Origin of the sequence: Herbaspirillum rubrisubalbicans (assembly GCF_003719195.1) — a bacterium.
Lineage (GTDB): Bacteria > Pseudomonadota > Gammaproteobacteria > Burkholderiales > Burkholderiaceae_D > Herbaspirillum > Herbaspirillum rubrisubalbicans.
The window spans coordinates 3349402-3370360 of sequence record NZ_CP024996.1 but is presented as its reverse complement, the minus strand read 5'-3'; the positions used below and the strand labels follow the sequence as shown (position 1 = coordinate 3370360).

Sequence of the window (20959 nt, the reverse complement as noted above, 5' to 3'; positions counted from 1 at the left end):
GCGCTATTTTAGCGGCTGGCGGGCCGCTTGGCCTTGATGGCCTGCGCAAGTGTTCACTTCAAAGCGGCGTCAGGGTTTGCTCCAGGCGCTCCTGGCGCGTTGCCGGATCAACATGCGCACGCTCTCGGGCATGGGCGTGCGGGCGCCATTGGTCTCGGCCGACAGCCACAGACTGTCTTCGAAATGCGGCAACATACGCGGGGTGATGAAGCGGCTGCGGATGCCGTTGACGTGGCGCTCGCCCTGGGCGGTCTGCTGGGTGAGGTAGAAGCGTTGCGGCACCACCAGGTGCAGGTACTCCTTGGCACGGGTCATGGCCACATAGAGCAGGCGCCGCTCTTCGGCAATCTCGACCTCGCTGCCGGTGGCCAGGTCCGAAGGGATGCAACCATCGACCACGTTGAGCACATGCACCGAGCGCCATTCCTGGCCCTTGGCGGAGTGGATGGTGGACAGGGTCAGGTAATCCTCATCGCGATAAGGTACGCCCGAGAAGTCGCTGCTGGCCTCGGGTGGGTCCAGGGTCAGCTCGGTGAGCAATTTCTCGCGCGAGGCATAGCCCTGGGCCAGCGCCACCAGTTGCTCGATGTCGAGCAGGCGGGCATCGGCGTCTTCATAACGCTGCTCCAGCAGCGGCAGATACCAGTCGCGTGCAGCCTGGAGATCGGCGGGCCAGGTGGCGGTACCGCGCATGAAGGCATAGGTCTGGGCAAAGTCCCGCCATTGCAGGGCGATGCTGGCGGGGGGCTGGAAATCCTGCAGGGCCTGGGTCGGGTCGCTGGCCGCGGCCATTCGGTCCAGTACCTTCTTGGCGGTGGCCGGCCCCACGCCAGGGATCAGCTGCAGCACCCGAAAACCCGCCATGCGCGCGCTGGGGTTGTGCGCCAGGCGCAGCAGGGCGAGCAGGTCCTTGATGTGGGTGCTTTCCAGGAACTTGAGGCCGCCGAATTTCACGAAGGGGATGTTGCGGCGGACCAGTTCCAGCTCCAGCGCGGCAATGTGGGTGGCGGTGCGAAACAGCACCGCTTGCGACTTCAGCGTGAGCCCTTCTTCACGATGGGCCAGGATGCGGTTGGCGACCCATCGCGCCTGCTCGGCTTCGTCTGGAATGACCACCAGTTGCGGCTTGTGCGAGGAGATCTTGTCACTCCAGAGGTTCTTGAAGTGACGTTCCGGGGCATCGGCAATGACGGCATTGGAGGCTTGCAGGATGGCTTGGGTGGAACGGTAGTTCTGCTCCAGCGTCAGTAGGCGTGCCGGCTGCGCAAACAGCGAAGGGAAGTCGAGGATGTTGCGCACCGTGGCGCCGCGGAAGGAATAGATCGATTGCGCATCGTCGCCCACGGCGGTCACGCCGCCGCCATCGGGCTTGATCCTTTGCAGGATCTCGGCTTGCAGGCGGTTGGTGTCCTGATATTCATCGACCAGTACGTGGTCGAAGCGCGCACCCACCGATTGTGCGATCTGCGTATCGGAGAGCATCTCGGCCCAGAACAGCAACAGGTCGTCGTAGTCCAGCACATGCTGGTTTTCCTTGGCTTGCACGTATTGACTGAAGAGCTCACCCAGTTGCCGTTCCCATTCCCGGCACCAGGGAAAGTGGCTTGCCAGCACCTGGCCCAGGTCTTGCCGGGTATTGACCACACGTGAATAAATGGACAGGCAGGTGGCCTTCAGTGGAAAGCGCTGCTCGGTGGCCGACAGCCCCAGCTCGTGACGCAGCAGGCCGAGCAGGTCTTCGGAGTCGCCGCGATCCTGGATGGTGAAGTTTTCTTCCAAGCTGATCACGGCCCCATAGTCACGCAGCAGGCGCGCGCCGATGGCGTGGAAGGTACCCGACCAGGGTAGTTGCGGCGGGTTGGCGCCGGGCGCCAGTCCGAGCACTTCCGCGATCACCTGGCCCACGCGCCGGCCCAGGTCGGCGGCGGCGCGGCGCGAAAAGCTCAACAGCAGGATGCGCTGCGGATCGGCGCCATCCAGGATCAACCGCGCCACCCGGTGCGCCAGGGTATTGGTCTTGCCGGTGCCGGCACCGGCCACGATCAGCAAGGGCGCCTGCTGTGCCGGCGGCAACTGGCTGCCATGCTCGACGGCGGCGCGCTGCTGCGGGTTCAGGCGCGCAAAGGGATCGTGCTGGGCAGCGGCTGCGCTGCGGGTGTCGGGGGCGTCCTGGACGAAATCTGGCGACATGGGGAGCAGGGAAATTCCTGGTAGGAATAGGGTGGAGCAGATGGGTACGGTGGTAGTACTGTAGGTACTGTATATATAACCAGGTTCGGATGCAACACTCCTGATACCTGAAATATGAAGCCGGTCCTGGCGAACCTCTGCCGTGGAAGTGGATCTATAGGCTGCACGACGGTGTCACGAAGGGCAAGCGCAAGCACAGCAGGGCCGGTCAGGGGATGGGCCGAGCGTCCAAACTGTGGCAAACTTCGCGCTTTGCCTTCGCCCGTGTTGGCGTGCGGCCCGACCATCGCATCCTGGCGCGACCGGTTTGGCTGCATTGTTTGCAGGTCCTCTCCCGGAGCAATTTTGAGTCTGATTAAAAACCTGCCGTTCGAATGGCTGGTCGGTATCCGCTATACGCGGGCCGGCAAGCGCAGCGGCCGCAATAGTTTTATTTCCTTCATTTCCCTTATTTCCATGGCCGGCATCGGGCTGGGCGTGGCCGCGCTGATCGTGGTGCTGTCGGTGATGAACGGCTTCCAGAAGGAAGTACGTGACCGCATGTTGTCGGTGTTGCCGCATATCGAGGTGTTCGACGCTTCCGGTTCCATGCACGACTGGCAGGCCGTGGCCAAGCAGGCTTTCCAGAACCCGGAAGTGCTGGGCGCGGCACCCTACGTGGCCGGGCAGGGCATGATGACGCGTGACGACAACCTGCGCGGCGTGATGGTGCGCGGCGTGCTGCCCGAGGAAGAGCCCAAGGTCTCGGACGTGGCCAAGCAGATCAAGCAGGGCAGTTTCGATTCGCTCAAGCCCGGTGAATTCAACATCGTCATCGGCGGCGAGCTGGCACGCGGGATGCGTGTGGGCCTGGGGGACAAGGTCACGCTGATCGTACCGCAGGGCCAGGTGACGCCGGCCGGCGTGCTGCCGCGCTTGAAGCAGTTCACCGTGACCGGCATCTTCGAGGCCGGTCATTATGAGTTCGATTCCTCGCTGGCCTTCATCGACATCAAGGATGCCGAGACCCTGTTCCGCATGGACGCCCCCACCGGCGTGCGCCTGCGCATCCGCGACATGCTGCAGGCCCCGGAAGTGACCCAGCAGCTGGCGCGCACCCTGAGCGGGGACCTCTACCTGCGCGACTGGTCGCAGCAGAACAGCAACTGGTTCGCGGCGGTCAAGACCGAAAAACGCATGATGTTCATCATCCTCACCCTGATCATCGCGGTGGCTGCCTTCAATCTGGTCTCGACTCTGGTCATGACGGTTACCGACAAGCAGGCCGACATCGCCATCCTGCGCACGCTGGGTGCTTCGCCCGGTTCCATCATGAAGATCTTCGTGATCCAGGGCGCGCTGGTGGGCCTGATCGGCACGGCGGTGGGCGTCGGCCTGGGGGTGTTGGTGGCGCTCAACATCGACGTGCTGGTGCCGGCCATCGAGCACGCTTTCCATGTGCAGTTCCTGCCCAAGAGCATCTACGTGATTTCCGAATTGCCTTCCGAACTGATCTGGTCGGATGTCTACACCATCGGCGGCGTGGCCGTGGTGCTGGCGTTCCTGGCCACGCTGTACCCGAGCTGGGCCGCCGCTCGCGTCAAACCTGCGGAGGCGCTGCGCTATGAATGATCCGATCAAGAACCGCCAGGCCGTGCTGTCGTCGCGTGGCCTGGGCAAGACCTTCACCCAGGGCAAGTATTCGGTGAAGGTATTGGCCAATGTCGATATCGACGTCTACCACGGCGAACAAGTCGCCATCGTCGGCGCCTCGGGCTCGGGCAAGTCGACCCTGCTGCATCTGCTGGGCGGGCTGGATACCCCCAGCACCGGGACCGTGAGCTTGCTTGGCAAGGACTTTGCCGGCCTGGGCGAGAGCGAGCGGGGCGCCTTGCGCAACCAGTCGCTGGGCTTCGTCTATCAGTTCCATCACCTGCTGCCGGAATTCTCGGCGCTGGACAACGTGGCCATGCCCTTGATGATCCGCCGCGTCAAGCGCGACCAGGCTCAGGAGCAGGCGCGCGAGATGCTGGAGAAGGTCGGCCTGGCCCAGCGCGTGAGCCACGTACCGGGCGAACTCTCCGGTGGCGAGCGCCAGCGGGTGGCGCTGGCACGCGCCCTGGTGACCCAACCGGCCTGCGTACTGGCCGATGAGCCGACCGGCAATCTGGACCGCAGCACGGCCGATCGCACCTTCGAACTGATGATCGAACTCTCGCGCACGCTGGGTACGGCCTTCGTGATCGTGACCCACGACATCGAACTGGCAGGGCGTTGCGGACGGATCCTGCGCTTGTCCGACCAGGGCTTGCGCGTGGCCTCACAGCGGCCCTGACACTTTCCGGGTAAGCTTGCAGTCTTTCGCCGCCGTCTTTTCGGAGACGGCGGCGTGCTTTTGAATAGATGAACAGATGGAACATGGAGTCAGCATGAACACCCGCCAATGGCTAGAGACCCTGGTCGCCTTCGATACCACCAGCCGCAATTCCAACCTGGAACTGATCACCACCGTGCGTGACAGCCTGCAACAGCAGGGCATTTCCTCCTGGTTGGCACACAACAAGGAGCAGACCAAGGCCAACCTGTTTGCTACCCTGCCAGCTACCGCCGGCCCCAATGCGGGCAGCACCGAAGGCGGCATCGTGCTCTCCGGTCACACCGACGTGGTGCCGGTCGATGGCCAGAAGTGGGATACCGATCCCTTCAAGATCACCGAGAAGGACGGTAGCCTGTACGGCCGCGGCACGTGCGATATGAAGGGTTTCATCGCCACCGCGCTGGCCCTGGTGCCGGAGTTCCTGACCATGCCGCGGGTAAAACCCATTCACCTGGCCTTTTCCTATGATGAAGAAATCGGCTGCATCGGCGCGCCGGTGATGCTGGAAGAAATCGTCAAGCGCGGCATCAAGGTCGATGGTTGCGTGGTGGGCGAGCCCACCAGCATGAATGTGGTGGTGGCGCACAAGGGCATCAACGTGTTTGCCTGCAAGGTGCATGGCAAGTCGGCGCATTCTTCGCTGACGCCCCATGGCTGCAACGCCATTGAGCACGCCGCGCGCCTGATCTGCGCCATTCGCGACTTCGCCGATGGCTACAAGGCCAATGGCCCCTATGACCAGGCCTTCGACGTGCCCTTCAGCACCATGACTACCAACCAGATCCGGGGTGGTATTGCGGTCAATACCATTCCTGAACTGTGCGAATTTACCTATGAATTCCGTAACCTGCCGGGCATGGGCGTGGGCGACATCCAGGCCCAGATCGACCAGTACATCGCCCAAGTCCTGCTGCCCCGGATGCGCGCCGAATTCCCAGACGCGCGTGTGGAAATCGATAACTTCGCCGGCAGCCCGGCGTTGGAAGCCGCCGAGCAGGCCGCCATCACCGAACTGGTGCGCGCGCTTACGGGTGATCGCCAAACCCGCAAGGTGGCTTATGGCACCGAGGCCGGGCTGTTCCAGCAGATCGGTATCCCGACCATCGTCTGCGGCCCTGGCGACATCGGCAACGCCCACAAGCCCAATGAATTCGTGGCGCTGGCGCAGATGGAACGTTGCGAGCAATTCCTGCGCAAGCTGGGCAAGTCGCTGCAAGCTGCCTGATCGCGCCGGGCCAGCGCTGAGGACGCGAGCGATCGCGTCTTTTTTATGTTCGCTCCCTTCGTGATGGGTAATTCTTTACGATTGTTAACGGCTGCAAGAGGGCGTTAAACGTTACACTCCCGTGTCTGCATCCTGTGCGAACAGGTTACGCTGTACAAATAACAAGACGCTTCGGGGGAAGCGAGCCGGATCAGCCTGTGGCTGGACTTGCCGCTAGCGAATCCCATTGCGTGTGTCGTCACCCGGAACCGGCGCCCGATGTGCCGGTCTTTCCGATTTTCGCCAAGCCAGTCAGCACATGTGGGTCGATACACACTGCCATCTCGACGCCGGGGAATTCGGCGACCGTTCCGCTGCCGTGGCCGATGAGGCCGCGCAGGCCGGGGTACGGGCCATCGTCATCCCGGCCATTGCCCGCGTCAATTTCAGTCAGGTCGCACAGCTGGCGCGCGAGCTCGGCAATGCCGTCTACGCACTGGGTATCCATCCGCTCTATGTGCCTACGGCCGAGCCCGCCGATCTTGACGTTTTGCGCGAGGCAATTGCGGCGGCCCTGGACGACCCGCTCTTCGTGGGCATTGGCGAAATCGGTCTGGATTTCTTCGTGCCGGCGTTGAAGGAAGGTCCCTTGCGCGAAAAGCAGGAATTCTTCTTTGCCGAGCAGCTCAAGCTGGCGCGCGACTTTGACCTGCCGGTGCTGCTGCATGTGCGGCGCTCGCAGGACATCATCCTCAAATACCTGCGCCGCATCCGCGTGCCCGGCGGCATTGCCCATGCCTTCAACGGCAGCCACCAGCAAGCCGAAAACTTCGTCGAACTCGGCCTGCACCTTGGCTTTGGCGGTGCCATGACTTTCCCGCGCTCCTTGCAGATCCGCCGCCTGGCGGCCGAACTGCCGCTGTCGTCCATCGTGCTGGAAACCGACGCCCCCGATATCTCGCCGGCCTGGCGCCATCCTGATACCAATACGCCCGACCAGATCCCGCGCATCGGCGCCGTGCTGGCCGAGTTGCGCCAATTGTCGTTGACCGAGGTGGCCGCCACCACTACTGCCAATGCCCAGGTCGCACTGCCGCGCCTGGCCTGTTCTGGATTGAAGCTCTGATGCGCGCCTTGATCATCGGTTTTGCCATTGGCGTAGGGCTGTTGCAGGTGCAGGGGCAGTTGCCGGGCCTGGAATGGTATGGGGTGGGCCTGGTGCTGGCAGCCTTGCTGGCCTTCACTGCCTGGAAGTTCTGGCAGCCCTTCTTGCGCGTGCCGGTGCTGCTCACTTGCGGTGCCTGGCTGGGTTTTTTGTGGGCGGCTTCCTTTGCTCTGTATTACCTCGACCAGGAGTTGCCCAGCGCCTGGGAAGGCCGTGACATCACCGTCATCGGCACCGTGGCCGATTTGCCGGTCCATAACGATCAGGGCGTGCGTTTCCGCTTCGATGTCGAACAGGTGGTGCTACAAAGCGGCATCAAGCCACCGGTGCCGCCGCGGCTGGCCCTGTCCTGGTATGGTAACCAGCGTTACCAGCAGCCCACCGAAGATGGCGAACAGGCTGCCCCAGCCCCGCTGGCCGTGCCCGATCTGCGGCCCGGCGAACGCTGGCGCTTGCAGGTGCGCCTGAAGCGCCCGCACGGCAATGCCAACCCCGATGGCTTCGATTACGAATTGTCGCTGCTGCAGGATGACGTGCGCGCCACCGGCTACGTGGTGGGGCGCCCGGCCGCCGCCAGTGCGCCGGCCACGGCCTTGAACCGACGTATCGATACCTTCGTCTGGACTCCTTCGCATGTGATCGATAGCGCCCGCGGCTGGCTGCGCGACCGCATCTACACGGCCTTACCCGATGCCCCCTACGCCGGCGTGATCGCCGCCCTGGTCATGGGCGACCAGCGTGGCATCCGGCAGGATGACTGGACCGTCTTCAATCGCACCGGCATTGGCCACCTGATGGCTATCTCCGGCCTGCACATCACCATGCTGGCGGCCTTGTGTGGCGGCCTGGCGGGCTGGCTGTGGCGGCGCTCGTTTTTCACGGGCGCGCAATTGCCGCTGCGCCTGCCGGCCCAGAAGGTGGCGGTGATCGCGGGCATGGTGACGGCCTTGCTCTATGTGCTGCTGGCGGGCTTCGGCGTGCCGGCCCAGCGCACGCTGTACATGTTGATCGTGGTGGGGATCGCTTTCTGGCGCGGGCGCATAGTGCGTGTCTCGGTGGTGCAGTGCCTGGCCCTGGCGCTGGTCTTGTTGCTGGATCCCTGGGCGGTGCTGTGGCCGGGTTTCTGGCTCTCTTTCGGGGCGGTGGCCTTGTTGCTGTATGGTTCGGTCGGGCGGATGCAGCCACCACGGGCGATGGCGGCGGCCGCCGCCCGCAAGCACTGGTGGCCGGCGTTGCTGCAGCGGATCAAGGAAGCCAGTCATGCCCAATACGTGGTCACGCTGGGGCTGGTGCCGTTGACCATGCTGCTGTTCGGGCAGTATTCGCTGGTGAGCCCGATTGCCAATGCCATTGCCATCCCGCTGGTGTCGCTGGTGATTACGCCGCTGGCGCTGGTGGGCAGCATCCTGCCGACCGTGCTGGCCCAATTCGTGCTGCAGGTGCCGCACCAGTTGCTGTCCTGGCTGGCCGATTTCCTGCAAACGCTCAATGCCATGCCCTGGGCGGTATGGCAGACACCCTTGCCAAGCTGGTGGATGTTTGCCTTAGCCCTGGGCGGCACCTTGCTGGTGCTGGCGCCGCGCGGCTGGCCGGTGCGCTGGCTGGGTCTGTTCGGCTGGCTGCCGCTGCTGCTCAATACGCCGCTGGGCCCGGCCGAGGGCACCATGCGCGTGACCGCCTTCGACGTCGGGCAGGGCATGGCGGTGCTGGTGGAAACGCCCGGCCATCGCCTGCTCTATGACACCGGTCCCTATTACACGGCCGAGTCGGATGGGGCGACCCGGGTGATCCTGCCGTATCTGCGCGCGCATGGCATCGATCATCTGGATCGGGTGGTGATTTCGCACAATGACAACGACCATTCGGGCGGCGCCTTGTCCTTGTTCAAGAGCCTATCGGTGGATAGCGTCTATTCTTCCTTGTCGCCGGACAGCCGCATCCTGCGCAGTGCACCTGTGAATACTCGCTGCCAGGCCGGCCAGACCTGGAACTGGGATGGCATCGGCTTTACCGTCCTGCATCCCGCTGCGGCCAGCTACGACAGCGACAAATGGCGGCCCAATGCCCGCAGTTGCGTGCTGAAGGTGCAGATTGGACGCCAGTCGGTGCTGCTGACCGGCGATATCGAGGCCACCCAGGAAGATGAACTGGTCAACGGCCCGCTGGCTGATCGACTGCCTTCGACCGTGCTGCTGGCACCGCATCACGGCAGCGGCACGTCCTCCACCGAGCCTTTCCTGCGGGCGGTGCGGCCGGAACTGGTGGTGTTCCAGGTCGGCTATCGCAACCGTTTCAATCACCCCAAGCCCGAGGTATATGAACGTTATGGTCGCCTGGGCATTCGCCGGCTGCGTACCGATGAATCCGGCGCACTGACCATGACCCTGGGTGACCAGTTACAGGTCGAGCAATACCGCAAGCAGCACGCGCGCTACTGGTACGGTCATTGAGGCGTTCTCCCTGAAGGAGGTGCGGGTGCATTTCGCGATGCGGGAAAATAGCACGCTCGCGATCTTGGCCGTTTTGCTATGCTGCGGCCATTGCATCGCATCTGCCCGTCCATGAGCCTTCCCATCCTGCATTTCGCCCACGCCAATAGTTATCCGGCAGGGACTTACGGCATGTTCTTCGAACAATTGCGCGCCCATTACGATGTGCGCGCCTTGCCCATCCACGCCCATGATCCGCGCTTTCCGGTCGATGACGGCTGGCGCACGCTGGCGCGCGAGCTGCGCGAGGAGCTGGAGCGCAGCTACACCGAGCCGGTCATTCTGGTGGGGCATTCCATGGGCGGCATCCTGGCGCTGATGGCCGCGCGCAAGCGACCGCACCTGGTGCGCTGCGTGGTGCTGCTGGATTCGCCCATCGTGGCGGGTTGGCGGGCGCAGGTGTTGCGCCTGGCCAAATGGTTCAAGTATGAAAGCCGCCACTCGCCTTCGGTGGCTTCAGCGCGCCGCCGCGACCAGTGGCCCGACATGGAGTCTGCCTACCAGCACTATGCCGCCAAGGCGCTCTTTGCCGCCTGGCCGCCGCAGGTCTTGCGCGACTACCTGCAGCATGGGCTGGTGCCGCAGCCGGGTGGTGGCGTGCGACTGCGCTTTTCGCGCGAGACCGAGACCGCCGTCTACCGCACCCTCCCGCATCACCTGGGACCGCTGGTGCGCCGGCCCTATCCGCTGCCGATCGGCTTTGTCCGCGGGATCGATTCGGTCGAGTGCCGCATGGCCGGCCTGGAGGCCACGCGCCGGCTGGTGGGGTCGCATTTTCGCCAGATCGCCGGCGGCCACCTGTTCCCGATGGAGTCGCCCGTGCAAGCGGCGCAGGCCACCCACGCGATGATAGGCGAGCTGTTGCAGGGGAGGGCGCAGCACGGCCAATAGCGCCGGGATGAACCAAACTGCCGGGGCGATGGTCAAGAAGGCAGTCCCCGGGGCGTGCATGTTTTCTTGCTGCAAGTTTGGTGAAGTAGAGACACTAATCGCAGACGGTCTTAAAAAACGAGCGTATTTTGGGGTATAATTTGAATTTCCCGCATGTGCCGTTCGGCACTCATCTGTAATGACCAAGTTTGTATTTGTCACTGGCGGCGTCGTGTCTTCCCTCGGTAAAGGGATTGCCGCCGCGTCCCTGGCTGCGATCCTCGAATCGCGCGGCCTCAAAGTCACCCTCCTCAAGCTCGATCCCTACATCAACGTCGACCCCGGCACGATGAGCCCGTTGCAGCACGGTGAAGTGTTCGTCACCGACGACGGCGCCGAGACCGACCTCGACCTGGGTCACTACGAGCGTTTCATCTCGGCCAAGATGAAGAAGGTGAACAATTTCACCACCGGCCAGGTGTATGAATCGGTGATCCGCAAGGAACGTCGTGGCGAATACCTGGGCAAGACCGTCCAGGTCATCCCGCACATCACCAACGAGATCCAGGAATTCATTCATCGCGGCGCCGAAGGTTTCGACGTGGCGCTGGTGGAAATCGGCGGCACCGTCGGTGACATCGAGTCGCTGCCCTTCCTGGAAGCGGCGCGCCAATTGAGCCTGCGCTCGGGCCGCAACGCCACCGCCTTCGTGCACCTGACCCTGGTTCCCTTCCTGGCCTCGGCTGGCGAATTGAAGACCAAGCCCACCCAGCACAGCGTGCAGAAGCTGCGCGAGATCGGTATCTCGCCCGACGCGCTGCTGTGCCGTGCCGACCGTCGCATTCCCGACGATGAACGCGACAAGATCTCGCTGTTCTCCAACGTCGCTGCCGATGCCGTCATCTCGGTCTGGGATGCCGACACCATCTACAAGATCCCGCAGATGCTGCACGACCAGGGTCTGGACACCATCATCTGCGAAAAGCTGGGCCTCTCGCCCAAGCCGGCTGACCTGTCGATGTGGGACAAGCTGATCGATGCGCAAAATAATCCTTCGCACGAAGTCACCATCGGCATGGTCGGCAAGTATGTCGACCTGACCGAGTCCTACAAGTCGCTCACTGAAGCGCTGCGTCATGCCGGCATCCATACCGGCAGCCGCGTCAATATCGAATACCTGGATTCGGAAGAGATCGAAGCCAACGGTACCGACACCCTGCGCAAGTACGACGCCATCCTGGTGCCGGGCGGCTTCGGCAAGCGCGGCGTGGAAGGCAAGATCGCTGCAGCCCGTTATGCCCGCGAAAACAAGGTGCCTTACCTGGGCATCTGCCTGGGGATGCAAGTGGCACTGTTGGAATACGCCCGCAACAAGGCCGGCCTGACCAAGGCCAATTCGACCGAGTTCGATCCCGATACCGAGCAACCGGTGGTGGCCCTGATCGACGAATGGCAGAACCATGACGGCAAGGTCGAGCGTCGCGATGCCAATTCCGACCTGGGCGGCACCATGCGCCTGGGCGCGCAGACCTGCGCCGTCAAGCCGGGTACCCTGGCTGCCGAGATCTACGGCGACAGCGTGACCGAACGTCACCGCCATCGCTATGAAGCCAACAACTTCTACCTCGGCCGCGTGGAAGAGGCGGGCATGATCGTCTCGGCCCGTACCCCGAGCGAAGACCTGTGCGAAATCATGGAATTGCCGCGCACCGGCGAGAACGCTCACCCGTTCTACATCGGCGTGCAGTATCACCCGGAGTTCAAGTCCACTCCGCGTGATGGTCACCCGCTGTTCATTTCGTATATCCGCGCGGCGCTGGCGCATCACGCAGCGTCGAAGGGCCAGGCATAAGCAGCTGGCCTGGCGCGTGAAACGGCTGCCGTCGGGCGGCCGTTTCAACATGGGCGCCCCGGCCACCGGGCCTGCACCCGCCAACAATTTTTAAAACCTCGATGGAGATCTGGAATGAGTGCAATCGTTGATATTATCGGCCGCGAAGTGATCGACTCGCGTGGCAATCCCACCGTGGAATGCGACGTGCTGCTGGAGTCTGGCGTGCTGGGTCGCGCTGCCGTGCCTTCGGGCGCATCCACCGGTTCGCGCGAAGCGATCGAACTGCGTGACGGCGACAAGAGCCGCTACTTCGGCAAGGGCGTGCTGCAAGCCTGCGAAAACATCAACACCGAGATCTCGGAAGCCATCATGGGCCTGGACGCCAATGAGCAAGCCTTCCTGGACCGCACCCTGATCGACCTGGACGGCACCGAGAACAAGAGCCGCCTGGGCGCCAACGCCATGCTGGCGGTCTCGATGGCCGTGGCCAAGGCCGCTGCCGAAGAATCGGGCCTGCCGCTGTATCGCTATTTCGGTGGCAGCGGTTCCATGCAGATGCCGGTGCCGATGATGAACGTCATCAACGGTGGCGCCCACGCCGACAACAACCTGGACATCCAGGAATTCATGATCATTCCGGTGGGCGCTCCGAGCTTCCGTGAAGCCCTGCGCTATGGCGCCGAGGTGTTCCATACCCTGAAGAAGATCCTGCACGATCGCGGCCTGGCCACTTCCGTCGGTGACGAAGGTGGCTTCGCCCCCAACGTCTCCAGCCATGAAGAAGCCATCAAGCTGATCATCGAAGCCATCGAGAAGGCTGGCTACGAGCCGGGCACGCAAGTCGCCCTGGGCCTGGACTGCGCTGCCTCCGAATACTACAAGGACGGCAACTACCACCTGGCCGGTGAAAACATGGTGCTGACCCCGGCCCAGAAGACGGGTCTCTTGGCTTCCTGGTGCGACAAGTACCCCATCATCAGCATCGAAGACGGCATGGCCGAAAACGACTGGGCGGGTTGGAAGCTGCTGACCGAAACCCTGGGCAAGAAGGTGCAACTGGTGGGCGACGACCTGTTCGTCACCAACACCAAGATCCTCAAGGAAGGCATCGACAAGGGCATCGCCAACTCGATCCTGATCAAGATCAACCAGATCGGCACCCTGACCGAGACCTTCGCCGCCATCGAAATGGCCAAGCGTGCCGGCTACACCGCCGTGATCTCGCACCGTTCGGGCGAAACCGAAGACTCGACCATCGCCGATATCGCCGTGGGCATGAACGCGCTGCAGATCAAGACCGGCTCCATGTCGCGTTCGGATCGCATGGCCAAGTACAACCAGCTGCTGCGTATCGAAGAAGATCTGGGCGATATCGCCAGCTACCCCGGCCGCGCTGCGTTCTACAACCTGAAGTAACAAGCTTGCGGCGCCCACCCCAAAGGCAGGCGCCGCATTGAGAGCTCCCGGCTATGCGCCTGATCATCCTTTGCCTGTCCTTCCTGCTGGTCGTGATCCAGTATCCGCTTTGGCTGGGCAAGGGCGGCTGGTTCAAGGTCTGGGAGCTCGACCGCCAGGTGCAACTGGCGCACAAGAAGAATGATGAACTCAAGGAGCGCAACGCCAAGTTGGCTTCCGAAGTGGATGACCTGAAGCAGTCCAAAGGCGCCGTGGAAGAGCGTGCCCGCTTCGAGCTGGGCATGATCAAGCAGAACGAAGTCTTCATCCAACTGCTCGACGGCAGTTCCGGCAAGCCCGCTTCTGCCGTCAATCCCAATCCCTTCATGCCCAATTCCGGGCAGCCTGGCAGTGTCTCGGTTCCTGCCAACGCGCCGGCTGCGTCCAGCCATGTCGCAACGCGCTAGCGTGCCGTTGCCGTATCCCATCTTCCCCGGGCTGCATGAGTCTTGATACCCCGCTGACCTGGCTTGGTCTGACCACGACCCCGCTGGAGCTGGTCTCCTTCGTGCTGGCTATCGTCACTGTCTGGCTCAATATCGGACAGAACCATTGGGCCTGGCTTTTTTCCATCCTCTCTTCCTTGCTGTATGCGGCCGTGTTTGCCGATGCCCGCCTGTATGGCGATGCCGGCTTGCAGTTCGTGTTCGTGGCGGTCTCGGTGTGGGGTTGGTACCAGTGGCTGCGCGGCGGCGAACAACATCGGCCCCTGCGGGTGTCCCGGCTGGCACCCGGCGGCTGGGCTTGCATGGTCGGCGCCTGGCTGGCCGGATGGTGGCTGCTGTCCTGGTTCCTGCAGCGCTATACCGATACGGATGTGCCGCACATGGATGGCTTTCTCACTGCAGGCAGCCTGGTCGGGCAATTCCTGCTCTCGCGCAAGAAGCTGGAAAACTGGCTGGTGTGGATCGCAGTCGATGTGCTCTACGTAGGTTTGTACGTGTACAAGCACCTGACGCTGACGGCCGTGCTCTATGCCTTGTTCGTGCTGATGGCCGCGGCCGGATGGCGTAGCTGGCGACGCACGAAAGGCGACGCCGGAGCAGTCTGACCCCGGCTCAAGCGTCCGGTGGCGCGGCCGGAGGTGGCTCGGCAAAGACGATGCGGTTCTTGCCGGCGTTCTTGGCCTTGTACAGCGCCACGTCGGCGCGCTTCAACAGCTCGGCCTGCGATTCGCCCGGGTAATACAGGGCCAGCCCGGCGCTGAAGGTGATGAGCAGGCGCTGGCTCTCATGCATGAAGATGCGCTTGGTCAGCTCACGCTGCACGCGGGTGATGATCTGTACCGCATCCTGGGGTTCGGTCTCGGGCATGAGCACTACGAATTCCTCGCCACCGAAGCGAGCGATCACGTCCAACCGGCGCAGCGTTTCGCGGATCACCTGCACCAGGTGGACCAGTACTTCGTCGCCGGTGGCGTGGCCGTGGGTGTCGTTGATGCGCTTGAAATCGTCCAGGTCCAGCAGGGCCACGCACAGCGGCGTCTCGCGGCGCAGCGCATTGGCGATCTCGCGGTCCAGCGATTCGTCCATGCCGCGCCGGTTCAGACTGCCCGTCAGCTGGTCTTCGCGCACCAGTTCCCCCATCTGCAGCAATTGCTGTTCCAGTGCATGGATGCGGTCCTCGGCCTTTTCCACCTCCTGGCGCGCATCTTCCATGGCGTCGCGCGAGCGGGTGGCTTCTTCTTGGGCCTTCTGCGTCTCGGTCATGATCTCGCTCAACACGCTGTTGAGGTCGGCGATGTTGCCGGCCTGGCTGATCTGCTGCGAGAAGCCGCGGATGGTGCGCTGGTAGTTGTCGGTGGTGGAGACCATGGCTGAGAGCCGGTCCACGAAGGTCAGCATCATGTTCTTGACCACCACTTTTTCCTCGGACAGGGTGTTCTTCAGCAAGCCCTGCTTGTAGATCACTTCCTTGAGGTTCTTGGTGGCATCGGCCAGCGAGGTGCTGCTGAGAGGCCCGGCGATCAAGCTTTGCACCGTCTCGATCTGGCTGGACAGCCAGGAACCCTGCTCCAGCAGGCCATTGATGTTTTCCAGCAGCAATTGGAACAAGCGCATCAGCAATTCCTGCTGCTGGGCCATGTCGTCGGTCTTGAGTTCGATCTGGAAGCTCAACTGCTTGACCCGGGCGATGATGTCATTCATCGATTGCTCGGAGAAGGCCATCTTCAGTTCCTGGCCACTGTTACGCGATTCATTGGCCAGTTCCGGCGCGGTCGACAGCAGCGAGGGCAGGTTGAACACCAGGACCCGCACCAGCATTTCGCGCAGCATCTTCTCTTTCTTGCTGTCGCGAATGAATTGGCGTTCGAGATCGATTGGCACCAGTTCGCCATGTGGCACCACGGGTGCGGGAGGAGCGGCGGGGCGGCTTTGCCAGTTGGCCTCGGCAAATTCGATCAACTGGCGTTCGAAGGACGACCAGTCGCCATTTTCACGCGCCCGCACCAGGCGCGTGCCCAGCAGGCCATTCTCGCCCGGCTGGCGCGACAGTCGGGTAGCGAAGTTGTCCATCACCGATTCGGCGGACACGCCCGGCAGGTCGCCCTGGATCTCCTCATAGGCAATCCGGTAGGCATCAGGAGTGGGCGCGATGCGCCGGGCTCCCAGCCTCTGGAAAGCTTCTCTGGCGATCTCGACAGGCGTGAGCGTGGTCGGTTTCTTGGACATGCCGGCTGACTATATTGTTGGTGTACTTGTCTGTTTGCGACAGGGAATTTCCTACGGTATCGGCGCACCCGGACATTGCTTGAGTATCACCACCATGGCCATCATGCGCGCGCGGCCTGATCCCTTCAGTCGCACCACACTGCCTTCCCGTGGAGTGGGGGGAGGCAAAATGACAACTTATTGTACGTCAGAGCAGGTCCTCTGGATGCCTTTAATAGGAGGAGAAAATCCCCGTTTCAGCCCGTGCTGGCGAGCTGATCCGGGCATTTTTGTGAGTTTTATTCCACCAGGTCGTTCTTGAGGGCGTAATGGGTCAGTTCGGCGTTGTGGCGCATCTTCATCTTGGCCAGCACTCGCGAGCGGTACATGCTGATGGTCTTGACCGACAGCAATAGTTCGGCGGCGATGTCGCTGACGGTCTTGCCGGAGGCGATCATGACCATGGTCTGGTATTCGCGGTCGGAGAGGGTTTCGTGCAAGGGGGTGTCGTGGTCGAAACCGATCTGGTTGGCCAGTTCCTGGGCCAGCGAAGGGCTGACGTACTTGCGACCGGCGGCGGCCTGGCGGATGGCTGCTATCACCTCGCTGGGCGACGCCTGTTTGTTCAGAAAGCCGGCGGCACCGGCTTTGAGGGCACGGATGGCGTACTGGTCTTCGCGGTGGATGGACAGGATCAACACCGGCAGTTCCGGTTGTTCCTTGCGGATCTGCTTGAGGATGTCGATGCCGTTGCGATCGGGCAGCACGATGTCCAGCAGCATGACATCGCCATCCCCTTCGCGGGCCAGCTTGATCGCTTCCAGTCCGTTGGCGGCGTTGCCGGCCACGACGATGTCCTTGCTGACGGCACAGATCTGGCGCAGACCCTCGCGCACGATGGCGTGGTCGTCGGCGATCAGGACCTTGATGGCGGCGGTGGCTTTCTTGCTCATGGGCGTACTGCGAAACTCCTCTGGACGAACCGGTTGGGCGAGGCCGTATTCTATAGCGTTCGTTCAGTGTGCGACAGGCATCTCCAGGCGCACTAGCGTGCCGCCTCCGGCGCGCGCTTCCAGCACCAGGCTGCCGCCCAGCGCCTGCGCCCGCTGGCGCATGTTGGCCAGGCCCTGGCCTATGCGCCCGCCGCGCGGGGCCCGATCCGGATCAAAACCGCTGCCGTCGTCGGCCACGCTCAGTTGCAAGCGTTCCTCGTCCACTTGCAAGCGCACCTCGATATGGCGGGCATGGGCGTGGCGCGCGGCATTGTTGAGTGCTTCGCGCAGGATGCGCAGCAGGCTCAGGACCACGAATTCATCCTCAGGCTGCAGTGTGCAGTCGCACTGCAGCTTGCATTCCAAGCCACTTTGGCGACTGAAATGGCGGCACTGCCAGGTCAGTGCATCGACCAGTCCGAACTCCACGATGGGCGGGTGCAGGTCATCGATGATGCGCTCCATGCCCTGGCTGGCCTGTTGCAGCAATTGCTGGGCGTAGTCTGCCTGGGCCAGCCAGGGATGCTTTTCCTGGGCCAACTGTTCGCGCAACTGGCCCAGCGCCATGCCGAGGCCGCTCAGTTGTGCACCCAGTTCATCATGCAGGTCGCGGGCGATGCGCGAGCGTTCTTCTTCCCGGATGCGCTGTACTTGCGATGGGTCGGGGAGGGGCAGGGCGGACATGGAAGGGGTGGCTTGAGGCAGATATGAACATGGCTTCATCATAGCCGCCTGCGAAGGCCCGGTCATCTGTCCGTTATCAGGGCTTTGATGAAGAACAAGGTAATGAAGGGCAGGCTGTGCTGTCGATGCAGAGGAGGGGCGTCTGAAAAAAATATCACAAGGGGCTATTCAAAAAGCAAAACATGCTGCTATAATTTTGTTTTTCGCGGCTGTAGCTCAGCTGGATAGAGTACTTGGCTACGAACCAAGGGGTCGTGGGTTCGATTCCTGCCAGCCGCACCAGATATAAAGGGTCCATCGCAAGATGGGCCCTTTTGTCTTTTCTGCACCTGATTTTGCGCGGGCTTATTCCGTATCCCTGTCCCGCGCGTCTCTTCCTTGCCTATGTAGTGGGTGCGTCCGCCTCCCGCGATGGCGCAAGGGGCAGCCAGTGCGCTACGGTCTGATTGATCAATTCCATGAATTCGCGGGCGTCCACCGGCTTGACCAGGTAATCATTGGCGCCGGCCGCGTGCGAGCGGGTGGCGTCGGCTTCGTCGTAGGAGGTGGCGAACATGATTACCGGCAGCGCGCGCGTATGCGGCTGGCTGCGCAGCATGTGCAGCAGGTCCACTCCTTCCATGCGTGGCAAGCGCGGCTCCAGGAGGATCAGGCAGGGCAGAGTGTCGGGGTGGTCCACGGCGTGCGGACTGAACAGCGACTCCATGGCCCGCTCCGCATCTTCGAACCAGCCGAAGGCGCAATCGAGCTTGCTGCGCCAAAGGCTGAAACGCGCCAGTTCCACCGACTCAGGACTGGGGTCGACCATCAATATGCTGGGGCGGGACATGCTTATGCTTATGAGTGAAACTGGGCGTTGTTATTGGAATAGTGCGCTTCTGGTATCGGCAAGTTTGACATAGCAAGTCACATAAATCCATTGCTCAATGTGCGTGCCGCAGCGCCTAGCAAGCCGGCAAGGGGCTTTTTTTCGTGTTACCGCGCTGCCGATCCGATAGACCAGGGAGCTTACGTGAGAATTACAAGGCGGCGTGATTGCCGGGCTGGGCTCATTGAATTTCTGAATGCCAGATATGCGGGAATAAAATCGCGAAGTGAAGGATTCTTCAGTTGCTGCTCGGCTATATTCTCTCCATGCGTATCACTTACGTTGCCGCAGCCATCGCTGACGGGACGGCGATGCTTGGGGGCGTCGCGATAAAAACGCCGATCAGGGGTAGATGAAGGTTTCTCCAGGGCGCCATGAAAATGCGTTGCTCTTCGTGCGGTCTCGGCTTCAGGTCTGGCTTTGCCCTCGGTATGGCGGGCAGCGTTCTTTCCTGGGTCGATGCATTAGCGTGTGGTGCGACCCTTCATTTTCATCGGTGGATTTTCAATCATGACCATTACCAAGCGCCTCATTCTCACTCTCTCGACAGCCTTGCTGGCGCTGCTGTTCGTCGGTGCCGACGGCCTGTGGCAGCTGCAACGTGCGCAGCAGCGGCTGGAACTGATCCAGAACCGCATCATTCCCGGCATGGATAGCCTGAACCAGCTCAAGGGCTACCTGGCCGATTCGCGCCTGGCAGGTTATCGCCTCTCGGTCTTTGCCAACCTGGCCGACAAGAGCGAATTGCAAAAGGCGGTCGATGCCGCCAACAAGTCGCTTGATGAAGAGTTCGCCCACTATGAGCGCGATCTCATCTTCGATGACCAGGACCGTGCCCTGATCCAGGCCGACCAGGCCAATATCGAAGTCTATCGCAAGGCCCTGGTGCCGTTCTTCGCCGCCGCCTATGCCAACGACATGGAAGGCGTGCGCGCCAGCCTGCAGGCTGGCACGCCGCTGGCTATCTCGGCGGCCGCCGCCAAGAAGGGTTTTGAGGACCACATCCTGATTGGTCGCAAGAAGATCGACGCCATCAAGCTGGAAAGCGATGAGGCCTATGCCTTCGCCCTGCGTACCATGATCGCCGTGATCGTGGTGGCGGTGCTGCTCACGGGCGTGCTGGGCATCCAGATGCTGCGCATCGTGATCCATAGCCTGGGTCGCATCCAGCAGACCTTCGAACATGTCAGCCAGACCCTGGACCTGTCGCGCCCGGTGCCGGTGGAGCGCATGGATGAGATCGGCCACACTGCCGCTGCCTTCAACAAGCTGCTGGCGCGTATCGTCGAGGTGGTCTCCACCACCCGTAGCTCCACCGATTCGGTCACCGTGGCAGCCCGCCAGATCGCTGCCGGTAATGCCGACCTGTCGGCACGCACCGAGCAGCAGGCCGCAGCGTTGGAAGAGAGTGCCTCCAGCCTGGAGCAACTGACTTCGGTGGTGCTGCAAAACACCGAGAATGCGCGCCAGGCCAACGAGCTGGCGCAATCGGCTTCGCACATTGCTTCCCAAGGCGGCGACGTGGTGCGCCAGGTGGTCGATACCATGAATTCCATCAATCAGTCCTCGCGCAAGATCGTCGACATCATCGCCGTCATCGATGGCATCGCGTTCCAGACCAATATTCTGGCCTTGAATGCGGCGGTGGAAGCCGCCCGCGCCGGCGAGCAGGGCCGCGGCTTTGCCGTGGTGGCCTCGGAAGTGCGTTCGCTGGCGCAGCGCTCGGCGGCCGCTGCCAAGGAAATCAAGGAATTGATCGATGATTCGGTAGATAAGGTCGGTAGCGGCAGCAAGCTGGTCGAGCAGGCCGGCAGCACCATGAGCGAAATCGTCGACAGCGTGCAGCGCGTGACCCAGATTGTGGCTAGCATCGCCGACGCCAGCGTGGAACAGAGTGCCGGCATTTCCCAGGTCAACCAGGCCATCTCGCAGATGGACCAGGGCACCCAGCAGAATGCCGCGCTGGTGGAAGAAGCTGCCGCTGCGGCCCAGGCCCTGCAAGGCCAGGCCGAAAAGCTGGAGAGCGTGGTGGCGGTATTCCAGTTGGGAAGCCGCACCGCCTTGCCCGTGCGCAGCGTGGACGTCACGCCAGCGACGAACCGCTTGCCGGACGCCGCCGCACCAGTGAACCCTCAGGCGCTGGAGATGGAGGAGTTCTGAGCGCCTGATGTCCTGATCCCGGTCAGGTGACAGCCTGAGAG

The 20959-nt window shown here is 62.5% G+C and carries 16 protein-coding genes and 1 tRNA gene; 12 read left to right on the top strand and 5 right to left on the bottom strand.

Annotated features, from left to right (window positions below; genetic code table 11):
• Positions 1-69: 69 nt before the first annotated feature.
• Entirely contained in the window at positions 70-2190 is a 2121-nt protein-coding gene (locus RC54_RS15080) for an ATP-dependent helicase (RefSeq protein ID WP_061789742.1), read from the bottom strand.
• A 345-nt stretch (positions 2191-2535) separates the two neighbouring features.
• Here RC54_RS15080 and RC54_RS15075 point away from each other — a divergent pair, with 345 nt between their 5' ends.
• From RC54_RS15075 to pnuC, 10 genes are all read left to right on the top strand, one after another.
• Entirely contained in the window at positions 2536-3801 is a 1266-nt protein-coding gene (locus tag RC54_RS15075; protein WP_058895920.1) for a lipoprotein-releasing ABC transporter permease subunit, read from the top strand.
• Positions 3794-4504: a lipoprotein-releasing ABC transporter ATP-binding protein LolD gene (gene lolD, locus RC54_RS15070; RefSeq protein ID WP_058895919.1), complete on the top strand. Its 711-nt coding sequence runs from the start codon at positions 3794-3796 to the stop codon at positions 4502-4504. Before RC54_RS15075 ends, lolD begins: the two co-directional genes overlap by 8 nt.
• A 94-nt stretch (positions 4505-4598) precedes the next feature.
• Complete coding sequence (argE, locus tag RC54_RS15065; protein WP_123020457.1) at positions 4599-5771, top strand: acetylornithine deacetylase; 1173 nt, start codon at positions 4599-4601, stop codon at positions 5769-5771.
• A gap of 298 nt (positions 5772-6069) precedes the next feature.
• Positions 6070-6876 (top strand): TatD family hydrolase, encoded by an 807-nt coding sequence (locus RC54_RS15060; RefSeq protein WP_061789503.1) that lies wholly within the window; start codon positions 6070-6072, stop codon positions 6874-6876.
• Entirely contained in the window at positions 6876-9365 is a 2490-nt protein-coding gene (locus tag RC54_RS15055; RefSeq protein ID WP_061789504.1) for a DNA internalization-related competence protein ComEC/Rec2, read from the top strand. The genes RC54_RS15060 and RC54_RS15055 overlap by 1 nt, the downstream gene beginning before the upstream one ends.
• Before the next feature lie 111 nt (positions 9366-9476).
• Positions 9477-10295, top strand: coding sequence for an alpha/beta fold hydrolase (locus tag RC54_RS15050; protein WP_174526098.1), 819 nt, complete (start codon positions 9477-9479; stop codon positions 10293-10295).
• 178 nt (positions 10296-10473) lie between these two features.
• Entirely contained in the window at positions 10474-12126 is a 1653-nt protein-coding gene (locus RC54_RS15045) for a CTP synthase (protein ID WP_058895914.1), read from the top strand.
• A 114-nt stretch (positions 12127-12240) separates the two neighbouring features.
• Positions 12241-13524, top strand: coding sequence for a phosphopyruvate hydratase (eno, locus tag RC54_RS15040; protein WP_017450249.1), 1284 nt, complete (start codon positions 12241-12243; stop codon positions 13522-13524).
• Positions 13525-13577: 53 nt separating this feature from the next.
• Positions 13578-13970 carry a cell division protein FtsB gene (ftsB, locus tag RC54_RS15035; protein WP_061789506.1) on the top strand — a complete coding sequence of 131 codons (393 nt, stop codon included), beginning with the start codon at positions 13578-13580 and terminating at the stop codon, positions 13968-13970.
• Positions 13971-14005: 35 nt separating this feature from the next.
• Positions 14006-14614 (top strand): nicotinamide riboside transporter PnuC, encoded by a 609-nt coding sequence (gene pnuC, locus RC54_RS15030; RefSeq protein ID WP_061789507.1) that lies wholly within the window; start codon positions 14006-14008, stop codon positions 14612-14614.
• A gap of 7 nt (positions 14615-14621) precedes the next feature.
• On the opposite strand, the gene RC54_RS15025 is transcribed toward pnuC, so the two are convergent.
• From RC54_RS15025 to RC54_RS15015, 3 genes are all read right to left on the bottom strand, one after another.
• A complete protein-coding gene (locus RC54_RS15025; RefSeq protein ID WP_058895911.1) occupies positions 14622-16235 on the bottom strand; it encodes a GGDEF domain-containing protein in 1614 nt (537 codons plus the stop codon).
• A gap of 278 nt (positions 16236-16513) precedes the next feature.
• Entirely contained in the window at positions 16514-17167 is a 654-nt protein-coding gene (locus RC54_RS15020; RefSeq protein WP_058895910.1) for a response regulator, read from the bottom strand.
• A 63-nt stretch (positions 17168-17230) separates the two neighbouring features.
• Positions 17231-17890: a sensor histidine kinase gene (locus RC54_RS15015; protein WP_058895909.1), complete on the bottom strand. Its 660-nt coding sequence runs from the start codon at positions 17888-17890 to the stop codon at positions 17231-17233.
• 205 nt (positions 17891-18095) lie between these two features.
• Here RC54_RS15015 and RC54_RS15010 point away from each other — a divergent pair.
• A tRNA-Arg gene (locus RC54_RS15010) sits at positions 18096-18172 on the top strand.
• A gap of 100 nt (positions 18173-18272) precedes the next feature.
• On the opposite strand, the gene RC54_RS15005 is transcribed toward RC54_RS15010, so the two are convergent.
• Positions 18273-18719: a response regulator gene (locus RC54_RS15005; RefSeq protein WP_058895908.1), complete on the bottom strand. Its 447-nt coding sequence runs from the start codon at positions 18717-18719 to the stop codon at positions 18273-18275.
• Between the two features lie 549 nt (positions 18720-19268).
• Here RC54_RS15005 and RC54_RS15000 point away from each other — a divergent pair.
• A complete protein-coding gene (locus RC54_RS15000) occupies positions 19269-20918 on the top strand; it encodes a methyl-accepting chemotaxis protein (protein ID WP_174526099.1) in 1650 nt (549 codons plus the stop codon).
• Positions 20919-20959 lie beyond the last annotated feature (41 nt).

Excerpts from the sequence above, each read along its gene's own strand:
- RC54_RS15025 (WP_058895911.1), bottom strand. The coding sequence starts at position 16,235 with ATGTCCAAGAAACCGACCACGCTCACGCCTGTCGAGATCGCCAGAGAA.
- argE (WP_123020457.1), top strand. The coding sequence starts at position 4,599 with ATGAACACCCGCCAATGGCTAGAGACCCTGGTCGCCTTCGATACCACC.
- pnuC (WP_061789507.1), top strand. The coding sequence starts at position 14,006 with ATGAGTCTTGATACCCCGCTGACCTGGCTTGGTCTGACCACGACCCCG.
- RC54_RS15020 (WP_058895910.1), bottom strand. The coding sequence starts at position 17,167 with ATGAGCAAGAAAGCCACCGCCGCCATCAAGGTCCTGATCGCCGACGAC.
- eno (WP_017450249.1), top strand. The coding sequence starts at position 12,241 with ATGAGTGCAATCGTTGATATTATCGGCCGCGAAGTGATCGACTCGCGT.
- RC54_RS15045 (WP_058895914.1), top strand. The coding sequence starts at position 10,474 with ATGACCAAGTTTGTATTTGTCACTGGCGGCGTCGTGTCTTCCCTCGGT.
- RC54_RS15055 (WP_061789504.1), top strand. The coding sequence starts at position 6,876 with ATGCGCGCCTTGATCATCGGTTTTGCCATTGGCGTAGGGCTGTTGCAG.
- RC54_RS15015 (WP_058895909.1), bottom strand. The coding sequence starts at position 17,890 with ATGTCCGCCCTGCCCCTCCCCGACCCATCGCAAGTACAGCGCATCCGG.
- ftsB (WP_061789506.1), top strand. The coding sequence starts at position 13,578 with ATGCGCCTGATCATCCTTTGCCTGTCCTTCCTGCTGGTCGTGATCCAG.
- RC54_RS15060 (WP_061789503.1), top strand. The coding sequence starts at position 6,070 with ATGTGGGTCGATACACACTGCCATCTCGACGCCGGGGAATTCGGCGAC.
- RC54_RS15080 (WP_061789742.1), bottom strand. The coding sequence starts at position 2,190 with ATGTCGCCAGATTTCGTCCAGGACGCCCCCGACACCCGCAGCGCAGCC.
- lolD (WP_058895919.1), top strand. The coding sequence starts at position 3,794 with ATGAATGATCCGATCAAGAACCGCCAGGCCGTGCTGTCGTCGCGTGGC.
- RC54_RS15000 (WP_174526099.1), top strand. The coding sequence starts at position 19,269 with ATGACCATTACCAAGCGCCTCATTCTCACTCTCTCGACAGCCTTGCTG.
- RC54_RS15005 (WP_058895908.1), bottom strand. The coding sequence starts at position 18,719 with ATGTCCCGCCCCAGCATATTGATGGTCGACCCCAGTCCTGAGTCGGTG.
- RC54_RS15050 (WP_174526098.1), top strand. The coding sequence starts at position 9,477 with ATGAGCCTTCCCATCCTGCATTTCGCCCACGCCAATAGTTATCCGGCA.